The following is a 16,339-nucleotide window of genomic DNA, read 5'->3' as shown; positions in this document are numbered from 1 at the left end:
CTGCTCGTCAGCACAAGGTGGGATTGCGGTCAAAATATCGACAAAATGTTTCTGGTTCTTGATTTCGCTCACATTTAGGCATCCGCTGTATTATTAGTTATACTTCGCGCCATCTAACTTCCTGCCTTGTGACGAGATCGATCATGAAAACACACATCCCCGGAAAAGACGCCGCGCTCGAAGACACCATCGAGAATTTCCAAACCAAACTTAAAGAACTTGGTTTCAACATTGGCAATGCTTCTTGGCACAATCCGGTTCCCAATGTCTGGTCAGTGCAGATTGACGATACCGACGCACCGATGAACGTCACCACGGGTAAGGGGGCAACCAAGCAAGCCGCACTGGCATCAGCACTGGGTAAGCAATTCGAACGCCTGGCAACCAATGACTTCTATGCCAACCACTACTTGGGTGCAGCGGTCGCTACCGGCGAATTTGTCCATTACCCTAATGAAAAATGGTTCCCGATTGACCTTGAGGAAAACCTGCCACCCGATGCGATCCTGGACGAGCGCCTAACCCAGTTTTACGATCCGACCCTTGAGTTGCTGGGTACCGATTTGATCGATCTGCAGTCGAGCAACATGGCGCGCGGGATCTGCACCCTGCCGTTCGAACGCCAGAGCGATAAGCAAGTGATCAACATGCCAGCGAATATCATTGGCAACCTATATGTATCCAACGGTATCGCAGCGGGCAACACCCGGTTCGAAGCCCGCACCCATGCCCTGTGCGAGATCATCGAACGCAAGATCAAGCACCGTGTCTTGTCTGGGCAAATCGACCTGCCAGCAATCCCAGAGCAGGCACTAAACCGCTCCACCTCATTCACGGCATCGGTTGATGCGCTGAAAGCCAAAGGCCTCCAAATAAAAGGCTTTGACGCCTCACTGGGTGGCCAATACCCAGTGGCCTGTATTGCAGTAGCCAACCCACAATTTAGCACTGCGCTTATCAGTTTCGCTGCTCACCCTTGCTTTGACGTCGCGCTTGAGCGCGGTATCACGGAACTACTGCAGGGCCGCAGCCTTGATGAGCTAAATACCCTGCTGGCCTCGTTGTCTGACAACGACGCAAGTAACGAGCAACACGTGCCGGACCATCAGCTCGCAGAATCGACAGGATTCATTGCTACAGCCCGGCTGCAAAACGAACCTGAGCTTGAATTCACAGGGTGGAACATCAGCGGCAACGCAGAGGAGCGCTTCGATCATTTGATGAGCCTATTGCACGCCGCGGGGACCGATGCCTACATCGCTGATTATGATCACCTGGGCGTGGATTGCTGCCGTATCATCGTTCCAGGCTGGTCAGAGATAGCCCCGGTGGAAGATCTGATTGAAGCCAACAACAATGTTGCTCTCGAGCTGCGAGAGGTGCTGTTGGCGCTACCTGCCATTGAGTGGGATGCAGAGCAATACGCAGAAATGTTCCACATTGTCGAAGAAGAGTTCGACGACGAAACTCTGTTGCCCACTATGCTTGGCCTGGCAGTTCAACCGGGGGATGCCTGGCAAACCCTTCGCATCGGAGAGCTAAAATGTTTGATTGCCTTGGCGGGCGGCGATCTCGAACTGGCTCTGGAGTTCGCCAAGTGGTGTGTGGCATTCAACGCCTCTAGCTACGGTGCCGATCGCCTGAACTTCTTCCGCTGTCTCGTCGACAGTTTGGCGCTGGCACTAGACGAAGCGCGCGATCCGGCACAGTGCAAAGCGGACTTCGAGCATACATTTGGTACCGACACGGTGGCAGCTGCCTGGGGTTCCATTGAAGGCAGTATCCATTTCTACGGTCTGACAGCAGGTGATCTCACCATGAGCCAGTTCCCAGCTCACCAACAGCTCCTGCACTCTTACCAAAAGCTACAAGTGGCTAAGCAAGCAAAACAACGCTAACTCCCGCCCAAAGGCTGTCCGGGTTGTTCAACCTCAACCTGGGCAAGTTTGTACTTTGCTTACAAACTTGCCGCCCTGCCGTACGAGCCAAATACTCAAAAAAAGTTGAATGCATTATTCAAATTGCTGTTACTTGCCTGCTACTTTGTAGGTAACACCCTTGTGACCCGAAACTTTTGCGCTTCAGAATTAAAACCACACTGAAAACAATGATATAAAGACAAAAAAAAGACTAGAGTCACATTTCACACTTTTACTTTTGTTATAAAGTTTCTTTCATATTTAGCAACAATTGTACTTTACGCTCAATTTTTTTTGGTTTTTTTCTTACAAAATTTTAGTGAGAGTGATCGAGATCAATTCAATAAAAGTGGACAAGCGGTACACTGCAGCCAAATTTGGTGAAATTAAATTACACTTAACAACTGCTTGGCTTAAATTTATACAATTGGCAGTTTGTTGAATGCGTTTCAACCAACAATAAATAAAAATTACTTTTAAATGTAGAACGAGGCACTTATGTCATCACAGGAAAGAAGTTATCAGGAGCTACACCGCCCTGCATCTGACTTCGCTAGTCGTTCAGACTATCTTGATCATGAGCTGAAAATCATGAAGCCACGTCGCTGGAAGCTAAACCTTCCTGGCCGCGACTTCCGTTTTGAGCTTGAAGATTTGGTTCCGGCACTAGCGGGTACGATTGCCATTATCGCGATGTACTCATCAGTTGCCATGTCATGGGCTGATGGCCTGACTGCCGCTTGGGATCACGTTGAGCTGGGCAAGACCTTCGCTATCGAAGTTGCCCGTGTAGAAATGCTCATCCCTGCTCTTCTTTTCTGTATTCTAGCCTCGGGCTTCTTTAACCCACGAGCCAACCTGGCGGGTAACCACGGTCCAATGATCCCGTTGATCGGTACCATTGCACTGGCTGGTGCTCACCCACTGGCACTGGCTATCCTGATTGGTGTATTCGGCCTGTTGCTGAGTTACTTCAAAGGGGGCTCGAAACTGGTTAACCTCACCAGTGAAGGTGTGGCCGGTGGTCTGCTTATCTTCCTCGGCTTTACCGGGGCAATGAGCCAGATCGGTGATATCCAGTCTTGGGCTGTGGGTCTTGAAAGTGCTGACGTAGCAAAAGGCAGCTTGGGCTACATCGGCTTGGTGGTTCTGGCGGTAAACATCATTCTTTATGCTTACCTTGCCAAAGTGAACAAGCGCTGGCTGGCGATCCCTGCTTGTGCGGTAACCGGTTTATTGGTTTCCCTTGCACTTGGTGCAGGCTTTGACCTAGTATTCGAAACCGAAACTGGTTTGCCTAACCTAAACCCAGTGTACTGGTGGGGTAGCACAGAGCAAGGTTGGATGCTTGGCCTTCCAGGTGTTGAGCATTTCATCGCTTCTCTACCGTTCGCGATTCTTGCGGTAGCAATGTGGTCTCCAGACTTCCTGGGTCACCGCATCTTCCAGGAACTGAACTACCCGAAAGGCACTGACCGCGTTCTGATGGACGTTGATGACACCATGACAACTTGTTCGCTTCGCCAGATGGTTGGTACTGCGGTAGGTGGTTGTAACATCACTTCATCTTGGGGTACTTACATTATCCCAGCCGGTATTGCCAAGCGTCCGATTCCTGCGGGTGCGATCCTACTGGGTACTTTCTGTATCATCGTAGCGATCCTTGGTTTCCCGATGGACGTAGCAGTATGGCCACCAGTAATGCGTATCGCACTGCTTGTAGGTGTATTCCTACCGCTTCTTGAAGCGGGTGTTCAGATGGTGAAAGACACCAAAGATTCACAGGCTGCTGGTATCTGTGTATTCGCAGCAATCGTTGCTAACCCGGTTCTAGCGTGGGCACTGACCATGCTGCTGGACAACAACGGCCTAATCGGTAACAAAGAACGTGCAGCCAAGCTGTCTGTTGTCGATAAAATCGTCATTCCAGCGGGCGCGCTAATCATTTGTTTGGTTGCGATGCTGGCAGTAGGTATGCTTGAGGGCCAGTACGGCATCCCAGCACTACTGTAACAATGAAGTAAGGGCAGTGCGTGCACTGCCCTATCAATTGGTGCCTTAGCACTAATACGAATAATCAAAACCACACTATCCTGACACGTTTTTTGGTTATCCGTATTATTGTTAATAAAAGTGTACTGTTCACCGCTTGGTGAGGCTGGCTCAACAGTCACCGCAGTACGTGTTTTTTCTACTAAAAAGGTAGGTATGTCATGGCAGAGCAATTTGCTAAAGCTTGGGAAGGATTCGCAGAAGGCGAATGGCAGAACGAAGTAAACGTTCGCGACTTCATTCAGAAAAACTACACCCCATATGAAGGTGACGAGTCTTTCCTAGTTACTGAAGGTACTGAAGCAACTAACAAGCTTTGGGATCAGGTTATGGAAGGTATCAAGCAGGAAAACAGCACTCACGCTCCTGTTGATTTCGATACTTCTGTTATCTCTACCATCACTGCTCACGACGCAGGTTACATCAACAAAGATCTAGAGACTATCGTTGGTCTTCAGACTGAAGCGCCTCTGAAGCGTGCAATCATGCCAAACGGCGGCGTGCGCATGATCGAAGGTTCTTGCAAAGCTTACGGTCGTACTCTAGACCCACAAGTTTCTAAGATCTACTCTGAGTACCGTAAAACGCACAACCAAGGCGTTTTCGACATCTACTCTCCAGACATCCTGAAGTGTCGTAAGTCTGGCGTTCTGACTGGTCTTCCAGATGCATACGGCCGTGGTCGTATCATCGGTGACTACCGTCGTGTTGCTCTGTACGGTATCGACTTCCTAATGAAGGATAAAGCCGCTCAGTTCCACTCTCTACAAGAGAAGCTTGAGAGCGGTGAAGATCTGCAGATGACTATGCAGCTGCGCGAAGAGATCCAAGAGCAGTACCGTGCACTAGGTCAGATGAAAGAAATGGCAGCTAAATACGGCTTCGACATTTCTAACCCAGCAACTAGCGCGAAAGAAGCTATCCAGTGGGTATACTTCGGTTACCTAGCAGCGGTTAAATCTCAGAACGGCGCGGCAATGTCTCTAGGCCGTACTTCTACTTTCCTAGATATCTACGTTGAGCGTGATATTGCAGAAGGTAAGATCACTGAGGTTGAAGCTCAGGAAATGATCGACCACTTCGTAATGAAACTACGTATGGTTCGCTTCCTACGTACTCCTGAGTACGATGAGCTATTCTCTGGCGACCCAATCTGGGCAACAGAATCTATGGGTGGTATGGGTGTTGACGGCCGTACGCTAGTAACGCGTACTAACTTCCGTTTCCTAAACACGCTATACACTATGGGTCCTTCTCCAGAGCCGAACATCACTGTTCTATGGTCTGAGCAGCTACCTGACGGCTTCAAGCGTTTCTGTGCGAAAGTATCTATCGATACTTCTTCTATCCAGTACGAAAACGACGACCTAATGCGTCCTGACTTCAACAACGATGACTACGCTATCGCTTGTTGTGTATCGCCAATGGTTATCGGTAAGCACATGCAGTTCTTCGGTGCGCGTGCAAACCTTGCTAAGACGCTTCTATACGTAATCAACGGCGGTGTTGATGAGAAGCTGAAGATGCAGGTTGGTCCTAAGACTGAGCCAATGATGGACGAAGTACTAGACTTCGACAAAGTATACGCTGGTCTAGACAGCTTCATGGACTGGCTAGCGAAGCAGTACGTGACTGCACTAAACGCTATCCACTACTCTCACGACAAGTACAGCTACGAAGCAGCGCTTATGGCTCTACACGACCGTGACGTTCGCCGCACTATGGCTTGTGGTATCGCTGGTCTTTCTGTTGCTGCTGACTCACTAGCTGCTATCAAGTTCGCTAAAGTTAAGCCAGTACGTGACGAAGACGGTATCGCAATCGACTTCGAAATCGAAGGCGACTATCCGAAGTTCGGTAACAACGACGCTCGCGTTGATGACATCGCTTGTGAGCTTGTTACTAGCTTCATGAACAAGATCCGTAAGCTTGAGACTTACCGTAACGCGATCCCTACTCAGTCTATCCTAACTATCACTTCAAACGTGGTATACGGTAAGAAGACTGGTAACACGCCTGACGGTCGTCAAGCAGGTGCTCCATTCGCACCAGGTGCTAACCCAATGCACGGTCGTGACGAGAAAGGTGCAGTAGCGTCTCTAACTTCAGTAGGTAAACTACCATTTGCTGACGCGAAAGACGGTATCTCTTACACCTTCTCTATCGTACCTAACGCTCTAGGTAAAGACACTGACTCTCAGCGTTCTAACCTAGCGGGCCTAATGGATGGTTACTTCCACCACGAAGCGGGTATCGAAGGCGGTCAGCACCTGAACGTTAACGTTCTAAACCGTGAAACTCTGGAAGACGCTGTTAAGCACCCAGAAAACTACCCACAGCTAACTATCCGTGTATCTGGTTACGCTGTACGCTTTAACTCTCTAACTGCTGAACAGCAGAAAGACGTTATCGCGCGTACTTTCACTGAGTCTCTATAATCCATAGAGCCTTAGGCCATTGCTGCCATAAGCAATGAGAAGAAAAGCCGATCTGCAAAGATCGGCTTTTTTATATCTGCACGCGGCAGCCATTCAGTAATACGACTAGTAGTATCCTTACGATTTAGGTGCTTTTTGACTACTTTGCCAGTCCATTTTGTAATAAAATAACAGGCAAAACACGCCCCCAAGCGGAGAAGCAAAGTAATGTCACTAAAAGGTCGAATCCACTCTTTTGAGTCCTGTGGTACTGTCGACGGTCCCGGTATTCGTTTCATCGTCTTCATGCAAGGCTGCCTCATGCGCTGCCAGTATTGCCACAACCGAGATACTTGGGATCTACATGGCGGTAAGGAAATCACTGTCGAAGAGCTGATCAACGAAGCCAAATCCTACCGTTTCTTCATGAACTCTTCTGGTGGCGGTGTCACCGCATCAGGTGGTGAAGCCATGATGCAACCAGAGTTTGTCCGTGACTTCTTCCGCGCCGCTCAAGCGGAAGGGATCCATACTTGCCTCGATACCAACGGCTATATCCGCAAACACACTGATGTGGTTGATGAGGTGCTAGATGCTGCCGACTTGGTCATGCTCGATCTGAAACAACTTGATGACAGCATTCACCAAAACCTGGTCGGTGTGCCGAACAAGCGCGTGCTGGACTTTGCTCGCTACCTGCATCAGCGCGGCCAGAAAACCTGGATCCGCTATGTGGTGGTTCCTGGCTTTACCGATGACGAACGTTCTGCCCACCTACTGGGTGACTTTATCAAAGACATGGACAACATCGAGAAAGTCGAGCTGCTGCCGTACCACCAGCTGGGCGAGCACAAATGGGAAGCGATGGGCTTTGATTACCCACTGACAGGTGTCAAACCACCATCGAAGGAAGTGATGGAAAAAGTCAAAGAAATCATCAGCAGCTATACCCAGGCGAAAGTGATTTATTAATATCAGCTTTTGTCATAGATACTATAAAGGAGAGCCGAAGCTCTCCTTTTGTGTATTTAAGCAACAAAACTCATATGCCAGGCACTTGACAGTGAAAACGCAGTAACAATCCGGTGTGCCCCTCACGCTAACCGCGAAGCTGGCATTGCCGCCCCTTATTAATCTATTAGTTAATTAGATGCATATCATCAGGAAAATTGAAACTAATAGCATATGGCTTAATAAGCCTGCTCTGCCATACAATGCTTCCTAACTAGAAAGACGGAATCGCTACCTCATGAAGATCTGAGTTTGTGGTTCTTCATCATTCGGTGCCCTTCACGCTTGATACACTCCAGCAACGGGTGATCCCCCATTTCCTTGCGCCAGATAAACGAAATGGCTCGGTCCATTTTTAATTCAGGCACATTCAATGCGGCCAATTCACCACGCTCAATATGCGGGGCCACATCCAGATAAGGCAAGCACGTAAGGTAATTACCATTCGCCACCATGCTGCGGATCACCGGCACATGGGAATACTCTCGCCATACGTCCAAGTCTGGGATCAGCGGCACCATCGCGCTTTCGAAAATCGCCCGCGTCCCCGCTCCGCCCTCACGCAGTACCCACTGCGCTTGTTCCAGCTGCGCCAGGCTGACTCGAGAGTTCTTGGCAAAAGGGTGATGAGCCGAACTGACAACAACCAAGTGATCCCGGCACCATTCTTCCTGGTGGGTGCGGTTATCATCACAGCGACCTTCGATAATGCCGATGTCATACTTGTAGTTCAGTATCCCCTCGATAATCCCCTGGCTACTTTTTACTTCCAATCCCGTTCTGACTTCAGGAAAGTCTGTATCAAGAATACTGATAAGCTCCGGCACTAGGTGTTCAGCCGGTGTTTGACTAGCCCCAATTGTGATGCTGCCGCTAAAAAGATGCTGATCGTAAAAACCCGCCTCGATCTGCTCGGCATCCTGCAACAAGCGCCGGGCTTTCGGGCGCAACCAGTTGCCCCAGTGGCTCAAGCGCATGTCTTTACCCTGGCGTACGAAGAGATCTCGACCTAGCAGTTTCTCTAATTGGCTGAGAGACATACTTGCAGCAGACTGGGTCACTCCCAATCTTTCAGCCGCCTGGCTAACACTGCCCAACTCAGCAACCGCATCAAACACTGATAACTGTTTCAACGAATAACGCACTTTTACTCCTAGATATACAACAGGGGCTTAACACCGATAGATAGAACTCATATACCAAGTCACTTTGGTATTTTTGCCAATCAATAAATCTGATTAGTAGATAAACTCAAGCAATATTGTATCAAGTTTTAACAGCCGGGTAATGTAAACCGTATGCACATTACCGTCTATATCTTGCTCTGCTCTTGAAAAACTGTAAGTAAATACCTAGCAATATGACATCTTTAATATTCCGACACCTTAAGGATAATATCCTGAATAAGTTTTAATTATTCCACTTTGGAGAGTTAATCAGTAATACTTATACAACTTACTGCCAAACACGATATTCAGTGGCAGTAGCAAGTTGCCGAATAAAACGGCAATCTCGCCTAACTCCTCCTCATATAACCTAAATTGATGCTGCTTTGAAACGACACTTCCTGAAATACTTTTAAACAAAGTATCAGATAAACTGAATGACAACCTAAATAAAATCAATTTTACTAATGCACGGGTGCTGAGTAACATTTCCGTCAGCCGCTGAATGAGCCATTTTCAATGACTCTTGGCGAGTTACTGCAACAGTGTTGATTTTTGATTTAAGGATATTGTTATGAGTGCATTACTTACAGTGAGAGACATTGTAAATACGCAAGCCCCGACCTTGGGTGTAGAAGCCAGTTTGCCTTCGGCTATCGATGTATTGTCAAAAAACCACATCAACGGTGCGCCGGTTTGTGATGCCAGCGGCCAGCTAGTCGGCTTTTTATCTGCTCACGACATCATGGTGGAAATGTGGTGCCAAGACTACCTGCCTGATGACGACGTAACCGTAGGCAATCTAATGAAAACCGATTTGGTTACCATGGATATCGAAGATCGCCTGACGGATGCTCTTGAGTATCTGGCATTGGATAAAGATCAGCTATACCCAACCACGGCGATGGGCTATGCAACGCAATTGACAACCTTGTCGCTCGAAGAGCGTGCCAAATCAATCAAGGTTAACAAGCCACAGATTCTACCGGTATTGGACAACGGTAAATATGTGGGTGTGGTATCCCGCCAGGAAGTGTTGAAAGCCCTTCGCGCCCTATTCAATGATGCAACAGCGCCAACGCCAGTTGCAGAAAATGTTGCCCCACAGGTTGTTACCTAATCAGTAACGGACACATCACTCGCCCACAGCCAGCCTAACCCCATAGTTAGCACTTCATGTTCCTAACGCATGAAGTGTGCCTGTGAGCAGTTCGAAAGAGTTTTTGGAGTTAAAATGGAACAAGTTTCCCATCTTTATGCTTTTAACCACTTTGTTATTGCGATAGCCGCCCTAACGATTATGGTATTGGTTGCCCGCACCCTGGTCGCAGGAACTAAATATTCCTCGCTGCTGGTGATCGTTGTATTTGGCCTCGCTTTAGGCTCGCTGTTGGTTCACAGCGACATGGCGACACCGGGACTAGAACAGTTTCCGGTTGTTGCGCTAATTGGCCAGACAACCGTGATTGCATTGATCGCTTCCTTCTTCGTTGGCGGACAAGAAATCCGCCGCCTGCTGTCCAAGAAAGACTTTGATGAAGAATGTGACTTCTTTTCCCCGTCTTCTCAGGAGGTGGTACTAGGCACCAGCAGCACACAGCTGACTTACATTATACGTGCCTTCCTATTGCTGATTGGTATTCAGACGGCTGATGTGCTGATTTCAAACCGTACCACAGACTTTGCTCTGGGTGACTCTTTCCTACTACTCTCATACATCTGCTTGGCACTGGCGTTTGTCCTTGTTGACCGCAAGGCAGTGATCTCGAACAAAGGGCAGTACGTCCGCAAGGGGCTGTTCGAAGTCGTGGCGATTATCGTGGTATTGAATATCTCGCTATGGCTATCGGGTGTTGTCTCGTCGATCATCGGCCTACCGCAGATCTTCTTTGCAATGATCCTGTCTTCGGGCTTGGGCGCGGCACTGCCTAAATGGAAACATGGCCCGACAATGAATGCGCTGCTATTTGCCGGTATCCCTCTGGTATTAGCCGGTAGCTTCCTGGTTGGCGGCTCCCACATGGTTGAAGCTTTCGGCATCCCTGGCCTGCAGAGTGTTATTGTTTATGGCTTCTCGGGGCAGATCTTCTGGATGTTTGGCGGCCTGGCACTGTTGATCTTCGTCGGTAAATCAAACCATGTCCGTAACCTGGCTCCGGGCCTAGCGGGTGGCCTGTCTCACTCGGGCCTGACCGGTGCCTGTACGGCTGGCGACTTCGGCCGTACCGCGGCTTCCCGTGCGCCGATTATGATCAACATCCCGTTTGCCGGTCACATCTTCGTATTCACGATTCTGGCGGCCAGTGCCGAGCGTGGTTCGCTAATGGTCGGTTGGACACTTCCGCTCCTGCTTGCCGGGGCAGCCTTTGTCTTCATTGCCCTGAAGAACCTACGCGCAGCTAACGGCTGCGATAAAACCGAAGTAAAAGGCTTGATGCTATTCTCGCTTGGCTGGCAGATCATGGCGGTATTCGGAAGCTTCACGCTGCTGAGCGTTGCCGGTATGTCTCTCGAGCACGCGTCAATGTCGGCGGCTTCTGGCCTGTCCCACTTCGGCCTGTTTGCCGCAGTGCAAGAAGGTATGTTCGGTTCAGCAGCGGCAAGCCTGATCACCTTTACTTTTGCCATGACCTTCCTGGTACACCCATTCGTATTCGCGATGTTCGGCAAAGCCGCAGAAAGCAATGGCAAAATGGCTGAAAAAGCCGTTACCGCACTGGCCAGTGCCGGCTTGATCGGGGTGGTGTCCTCGACCTTGATGATTTAAATGCCGTAATCGGTCATGCCGGCTTGAGCCCTCGGCTTAACTAGGCAGGCTGAAGATAAATAAAAGGGGCTGATACTATCAGCCCCTTTTGTTGTTCGTTCCTTTTCGCTTTATCCGCAATAGGTTACAAGTTGCTCGCTAACTTTGCTGCCTTCAGCTCACCGGCTGGTTTGCGTAAGCAGCCTGCTTGGCCGCTTCGAGGGAAGATCCCCCGCCATCGCGGCCAAATAACTGCTGCAATTGCTCTTCGGTATCAGACGTTAACACCAAAATCTCAATCCGACGGTTCAAGTGAGAGTAAGGGGCATCTTCATCGAGCAGCATGGTATCGGACATGGCCGTTACCTGGGCCACACGCTCGCTTGGCATTCCCCCGAACTCCAACACTTCCCTTGCCCGCTGGGCCCGCTGGCCCGACAGAACCCAGTTATTGCCCGATGAGTGGCGGCTAAAGCCACTGGCATCGGCATGACCGGAAATCATAATAGGGTTTTCAATCGTGGCAAACGTCGGGGCGATGGCCAACAGCAGATCTTCAAAAAACGGCGTAAGCTCGGCTCCACCCAGTTTGAACATCGGCTTCTGGTTGTCGTCATTGACCAGCACCCGAAGGCCCTGCGGTACAACTTCAACCGTTAGCTGGTTACCGGCCGAGAGGAATTCACTGACATCCTTGAGGTACTGCCCCAACACCACCATCTGCTCATGGGTTTCATAGCGACCGGGAACCAACGACGGCCCCACCTCCCCCAATCCACCGAAGTTGTTGCCATCACCATCCACCACATTGATGGTCAGCGAATTCCCCAGGTTCATCGGATTGCTCGGCTGCTGGCTCTGCAGACCGGGCAAAGCCCGGCCGCCAAAATCAACCACAAACGGGCTGTTCTCCTCGAACATTTCATCGTATGGCAGCAGTTGCTGCTGGCCACTGAGGCGGCCAACAATCCGCTGTTTTTCGTCTTCCGTGGTCACCTGCAGCACCCACATCACCATGAAAAAAGCCATCATTGCCAGCGTAAAATCGGCAAAAGCCACTTTCCAAGCCCCACCATGACGCGCCTCTTTATCGCGGCTGCGGCGCCTTTTGATGATGACCGTATCAGCAGTATTGCCCTTTATCATTGGAACACCTGCTGCGTTACCCAGCCTTCCATTTCGGCAAAGGTCGGTTTGACATCGAGCAAGATCAACTTACGCCCTGAGTCTGCCGCAACCAGCGCCGGCTTGCCCGCGGTATAACTGACCATCATGGCTTTAACACATTCGAATGCCGACAGCTCACGCTTGACCTGGTTGCCCATTGCCGAGCTCAGTGGGTCAAAGACACAGTAGCAGAAAAAGATACCGAGGAAGGTGCCGACCAAGGCATGGGCCACGCTGATCCCGATCTGCGCCATGTCACCATCGATATTGGTCATGGTGATCACAATGCCCATCACCGCGGCCAAGATGCCAAAGCCCGGCATGGCCTCGGCAATACGGTGCATCGAGTGGGACGGCTCCATCAGGTCGGCTTCGATGGACTCAAGTTCGAGTTCCAGCATCCCCTCCAGCTCATGGGCCGTGATTTTACCCATCGCCATCAAACGGAAGTTATCGGTGATAAAGGTCACCAGCTTCGGGTATTCCAGCACTTCCGGGTAGCTCAGGAACAAGCTGCTCTGATGCGGCTCTTCGATATGCTCATCGAGTACCCGCATACCGTTTTGGCGGACCTGCTCGAGCAAGTGGTACATCAGTGACAGTAATTCACGGTAGAGCTTGCGCTCGTCACGCTTGACCACCACCCCGCGGGCCTGATGCCACATTTCCACAATCACATGGTGGGGATTGCCGATCGCCAGCGCACCGGCACCCGCCCCCAAGATAATCATCAGCTCAGCCGGCTGCCACATAGTACCGAGATACCCGCCCGCCAGCACAAAGCCACCGAACACGCAGATAATAATGATTAAGACACCGATAATTTTTTGCATAACCTTTCTCCTACAACAAGCTCTTAATCATGGCGTTCATTTGTTTGATTGCCTGCTTATGAAGCTGGCAGATCCTCGCTTCACTCAGGCCGACCACAATGGCGATCTCCTTCAGGCTGAGCTCTTTCTGATAGTAAAAATCCAAGATAAGCTGTTCGCGCTTTGGCAACTGGGACAGTACATGCTTGAGCAAATCGTCATTGATCAAATGCTGAAGGTTGCTGTCTTTGGCGCCAAAGTCGACACTGGTACTGTCCGATTCGAACAGCTGCTCCAAGCTATACAGCTCCTCGGCCTGAGCGGCGTACAGCAGGCGGTGGCATTCATCCAGGCTGATCTTCAACACCTCGGCCAACTCATGTTCCGTTGGCTGGCGCTTGAGCTGTTTGGTCAGCAGCTTGGTCACCTTATTCAGTTCATGGACCTGCTGGCGCAATTGGCGCGGACGCCAGTCACGACGGCGCAGCTCATCCAAAATCGCCCCCCGCACGCGGCGGGCAGCAAAAAAGCGGAAGTTATCATCCATCTCGCCATACCGGCGCACGGCCTCAAGCAACCCGAGCAGACCAATTTGCTCCATATCATCGAGCCCCATGCAGCCCGAGGCATGGTGGTGGAGCTGCTGGACAATACGCTTCACCAGCCCCAGGTGCTGGCGCAAGATCTGCTCTTCATTGTTTTGCGAGGGCTGCGCCTGCCACTGGGCATACTCATCCTCGAAAGGTAACTGCTGTGCTTCTAACATGATTCCGTTCCTTTATTGCAGCACGACCTTGGTAAACAGCACTTCTTCAATCTGGTAGGCATATCCATTGACGGCCATCGCCTGACGAAGCTTTCCTAGCACCTGATTTTGCAGGCGGTCAATGTCACCTATCTGGCGCAGCTCTTCGAAGGTGCTTTGGCTAAACATTTTCAACAGCACATTGCGAGCCAGCGGCTTGTATTCAATCAGCTGGTCATGGGCTTTGGAGGAATTGGTCTTCAGCGCCAGCTCGAGCATCAGGTAGTGGGTTCGCTCTTCGCCATCAATGGTGATCACAAACTTGTCCAAATTCATAAAATGGGCGCGAGCTTGTTCATTGCTTTTGGAAAAAACACTGAACTCGGCAGATTGGTCGTTGACGATGAATGCGTAAGTTGCGATTGATGAGACAGCAATAAGCACCGAAGCGGCGAGTGCTGCCAAAATCACTTTTGCGCTCATTACGTTAGTTCTAGCCATTATTATTTATTCCTTACACCATACGAGTGAGGCGGTATTGATCCGCCTTTGATAAGAGGTCTTGCGATGCATACCAGTCTGACTCTTCAATCACCGGCTGCATGGCCAGTGACATATCCGCGGTTTGTTCAGAAGGTTGCTGCTGAGAGTGGTCACTCACATCGACATCGACCGTAGCACCGGCAAGCTGCTTGCCTTCGAGCTCTGAGCGCAAACGCTCGGCCCCCTGCTGGGCAGCTTCACGCAATGCCGGATCGGCGGCGGCGATATGTACTTGGATCCTGTTGTTTTCCATCTTGACCGACAGCTCCAGGCTGCCAAGGTGCGGCGGGTCAAGGCGGATACGGGCATGCTGGACATCTTGGTTAAGGTGCATCTGCACCCGATCTTTGAGGACCGAGACCAGCTGCTGGCCCCATTGCTGCTGGTTTTCCGCCATTTTGACAGGAGCCCATTCCGCCCGGGTCGGCGAATGGGTGAGTGTCGGCTCTGAGGCCGAGACTCCGTGGGTCGCCTCTTGCAGCGATAGGGTGGTAAAGCCATTGGCCTGAGTCAGCTGCTGCAACAGCACAGGGTTGGTCATTTCCTGCCTGACCGGTGTCATCGCATTGGAAATCACCCGCTCGATCGCCTGCTCAAACGACAGCGACTCACCCTGAGCCGTGCCATTTGCGGCCAAATAATGCGGGATTGCCGGCTGTGCCTGACCCAGCTGTACCGATGCACTGTGCATACCGTCGGCGCGGCGCATCATGCCAAGCAACTGCTCACGGACATCACTGCTCAGCGCATTGGTGATGTTGAACAGGCGAAACTGGCCTTCCGGCGGCAGCTGTTCGATGAACGGGTGGGCGCTGCTGAACACCCACTCCTCGCCCTCGGCCAGCCCCTTGAGCTGATCATAGAGATCAAACCAGTAACGATTGGCTTCATCGGCCACGTTGCTTTCAGCCCCTTGCTCGGCCCCTAGCCCCAGCAGCGCGGCAAAGCTGTCTAACCAATCGCCGCTGGCCCCGTTTTGCGCCGGGGCCGGCAAGGCAGAGGCGGCACTGCCGCGGCCCTGGGGCATTGATGGCGGTATCGAGAGTTGGCTCATCGAATAAAGCCTCCGGCCATCTCGACCTGCTGGTACTCAGAGACACCTTCTCGCTGGCTCTGGAACTTGGCCAGCATCTGGCCCAGATGTGCTTTTTCTATCTCGCAGGCCGACATGGCCGCCAGATGCACTTTCTTGAGCTGAAGAATGTCGCGGCGCAGCGATTCGGCTAAGGCCGGTTGCTGCTTAAGCTCAGCCAGCATGCTGTAGATCTCCTTGTCTATCTTGCGGACCGTCTGCCACTCCTTGCGCTTGTAGCTTTGGTTGAGCTGCACGGTAAGCTGGCGAACCTGGGTGTTGTTAAGCATCATGGGCCACTCCAAAGTTATGCCAACCTTGTTGGATATTGCCCATCACGGTGCGTACCTCTCCCAGCTTTCCGGCATCGTTATGGACGCTGGCTTCGAACAAGCGCATGCTGCAAAAGTCATACAGCTGGTTCATCTGCTGGGCAAGCTCCCCGCCTTGGCGCATATCGAGCGCGCTGTTAAGGCCACCGATGATATCGATGCACTTACCAATGGCTTCACCTCTTTCCTTCAATCGGTTCGCCGCCATATGGCCCTCGGCACGAGTCAGGTTGTCCATAAAGCCGTCGATCAGCATCAGCACCAGCTGGTAAGGGCTGGCCGCAGCTGCTTGCGCTTCCACTTCGACCTGCTGGTACGCATCGAAGCCAGAATCATCCATTAACATTATCTCTTCCT

General features: G+C 51.1%; 14 protein-coding genes. 6 read left to right on the top strand and 8 right to left on the bottom strand.

Features of this window, described 5'->3' with window-relative positions; translation table 11 throughout:
• The first annotated feature begins 143 nt into the window (after window positions 1–143).
• From ycaO to pflA, 4 genes are all read left to right on the top strand, one after another.
• Window positions 144–1,898: a 30S ribosomal protein S12 methylthiotransferase accessory factor YcaO gene (gene ycaO / locus PTW35_RS04230; protein WP_281026642.1), complete on the top strand. Its 1,755-nt coding sequence runs from the start codon at window positions 144–146 to the stop codon at window positions 1,896–1,898.
• Between the two features lie 519 nt (window positions 1,899–2,417).
• A complete protein-coding gene (locus tag PTW35_RS04225; protein WP_281026641.1) occupies window positions 2,418–3,932 on the top strand; it encodes a DUF3360 family protein in 1,515 nt (504 codons plus the stop codon).
• A gap of 200 nt (window positions 3,933–4,132) precedes the next feature.
• Window positions 4,133–6,409 carry a formate C-acetyltransferase gene (gene pflB / locus PTW35_RS04220; RefSeq protein ID WP_281026640.1) on the top strand — a complete coding sequence of 759 codons (2,277 nt, stop codon included), beginning with the start codon at window positions 4,133–4,135 and terminating at the stop codon, window positions 6,407–6,409.
• Between the two features lie 207 nt (window positions 6,410–6,616).
• Complete coding sequence (pflA, locus tag PTW35_RS04215; RefSeq protein WP_039463560.1) at window positions 6,617–7,360, top strand: pyruvate formate lyase 1-activating protein; 744 nt, start codon at window positions 6,617–6,619, stop codon at window positions 7,358–7,360.
• A 275-nt stretch (window positions 7,361–7,635) separates the two neighbouring features.
• Here pflA and PTW35_RS04210 read toward each other — a convergent pair whose 3' ends face one another.
• A complete protein-coding gene (locus PTW35_RS04210) occupies window positions 7,636–8,544 on the bottom strand; it encodes a LysR substrate-binding domain-containing protein (protein ID WP_281026639.1) in 909 nt (302 codons plus the stop codon).
• Between the two features lie 595 nt (window positions 8,545–9,139).
• Between PTW35_RS04210 and PTW35_RS04205 the strand changes: the two genes are divergently transcribed.
• Window positions 9,140–9,685 (top strand): CBS domain-containing protein, encoded by a 546-nt coding sequence (locus PTW35_RS04205; protein ID WP_281026638.1) that lies wholly within the window; start codon window positions 9,140–9,142, stop codon window positions 9,683–9,685.
• A 114-nt stretch (window positions 9,686–9,799) separates the two neighbouring features.
• A complete protein-coding gene (locus PTW35_RS04200) occupies window positions 9,800–11,332 on the top strand; it encodes a hypothetical protein (protein ID WP_281026637.1) in 1,533 nt (510 codons plus the stop codon).
• Window positions 11,333–11,485: 153 nt separating this feature from the next.
• On the opposite strand, the gene PTW35_RS04195 is transcribed toward PTW35_RS04200, so the two are convergent.
• Genes PTW35_RS04195 through fliS form a run of 7 tightly spaced genes read right to left on the bottom strand, consistent with a single transcriptional unit; the run spans window position 11,486 to window position 16,328 of the window.
• Window positions 11,486–12,457, bottom strand: a complete 972-nt coding sequence (locus PTW35_RS04195; protein WP_281026636.1) for a flagellar motor protein MotB — start codon at window positions 12,455–12,457, stop codon at window positions 11,486–11,488.
• On the bottom strand, window positions 12,454–13,311 hold the full coding sequence (gene motA, locus PTW35_RS04190; RefSeq protein ID WP_281026635.1) for a flagellar motor stator protein MotA: 858 nt from the start codon (window positions 13,309–13,311) through the stop codon (window positions 12,454–12,456). Before motA ends, PTW35_RS04195 begins: the two co-directional genes overlap by 4 nt.
• 10 nt (window positions 13,312–13,321) lie before the next feature.
• Window positions 13,322–14,056, bottom strand: a complete 735-nt coding sequence (gene fliA, locus PTW35_RS04185; RefSeq protein WP_281026634.1) for an RNA polymerase sigma factor FliA — start codon at window positions 14,054–14,056, stop codon at window positions 13,322–13,324.
• Between the two features lie 12 nt (window positions 14,057–14,068).
• Complete coding sequence (locus tag PTW35_RS04180) at window positions 14,069–14,536, bottom strand: flagellar basal body-associated FliL family protein (protein WP_281026633.1); 468 nt, start codon at window positions 14,534–14,536, stop codon at window positions 14,069–14,071.
• A gap of 13 nt (window positions 14,537–14,549) precedes the next feature.
• Window positions 14,550–15,632 carry a flagellar hook-length control protein FliK gene (locus PTW35_RS04175; protein ID WP_281026632.1) on the bottom strand — a complete coding sequence of 361 codons (1,083 nt, stop codon included), beginning with the start codon at window positions 15,630–15,632 and terminating at the stop codon, window positions 14,550–14,552.
• The gene (locus PTW35_RS04170) at window positions 15,629–15,943 is read right to left on the bottom strand and encodes a hypothetical protein (protein WP_039463581.1); all 315 of its coding nucleotides are present in this window, start codon (window positions 15,941–15,943) and stop codon (window positions 15,629–15,631) included. The genes PTW35_RS04175 and PTW35_RS04170 overlap by 4 nt, the downstream gene beginning before the upstream one ends.
• Complete coding sequence (fliS, locus tag PTW35_RS04165; protein ID WP_044622700.1) at window positions 15,933–16,328, bottom strand: flagellar export chaperone FliS; 396 nt, start codon at window positions 16,326–16,328, stop codon at window positions 15,933–15,935. The genes PTW35_RS04170 and fliS overlap by 11 nt, the downstream gene beginning before the upstream one ends.
• Between the last annotated feature and the right edge of the window lie 11 nt (window positions 16,329–16,339).

The organism is Photobacterium sp. DA100 (genome assembly GCF_029223585.1).
In the GTDB taxonomy this organism is placed as follows: Bacteria; Pseudomonadota; Gammaproteobacteria; order Enterobacterales; family Vibrionaceae; genus Photobacterium.
The sequence above is the reverse complement of the archived record's forward strand: the minus strand, read 5'-3'. Positions and strand labels throughout refer to the sequence as shown.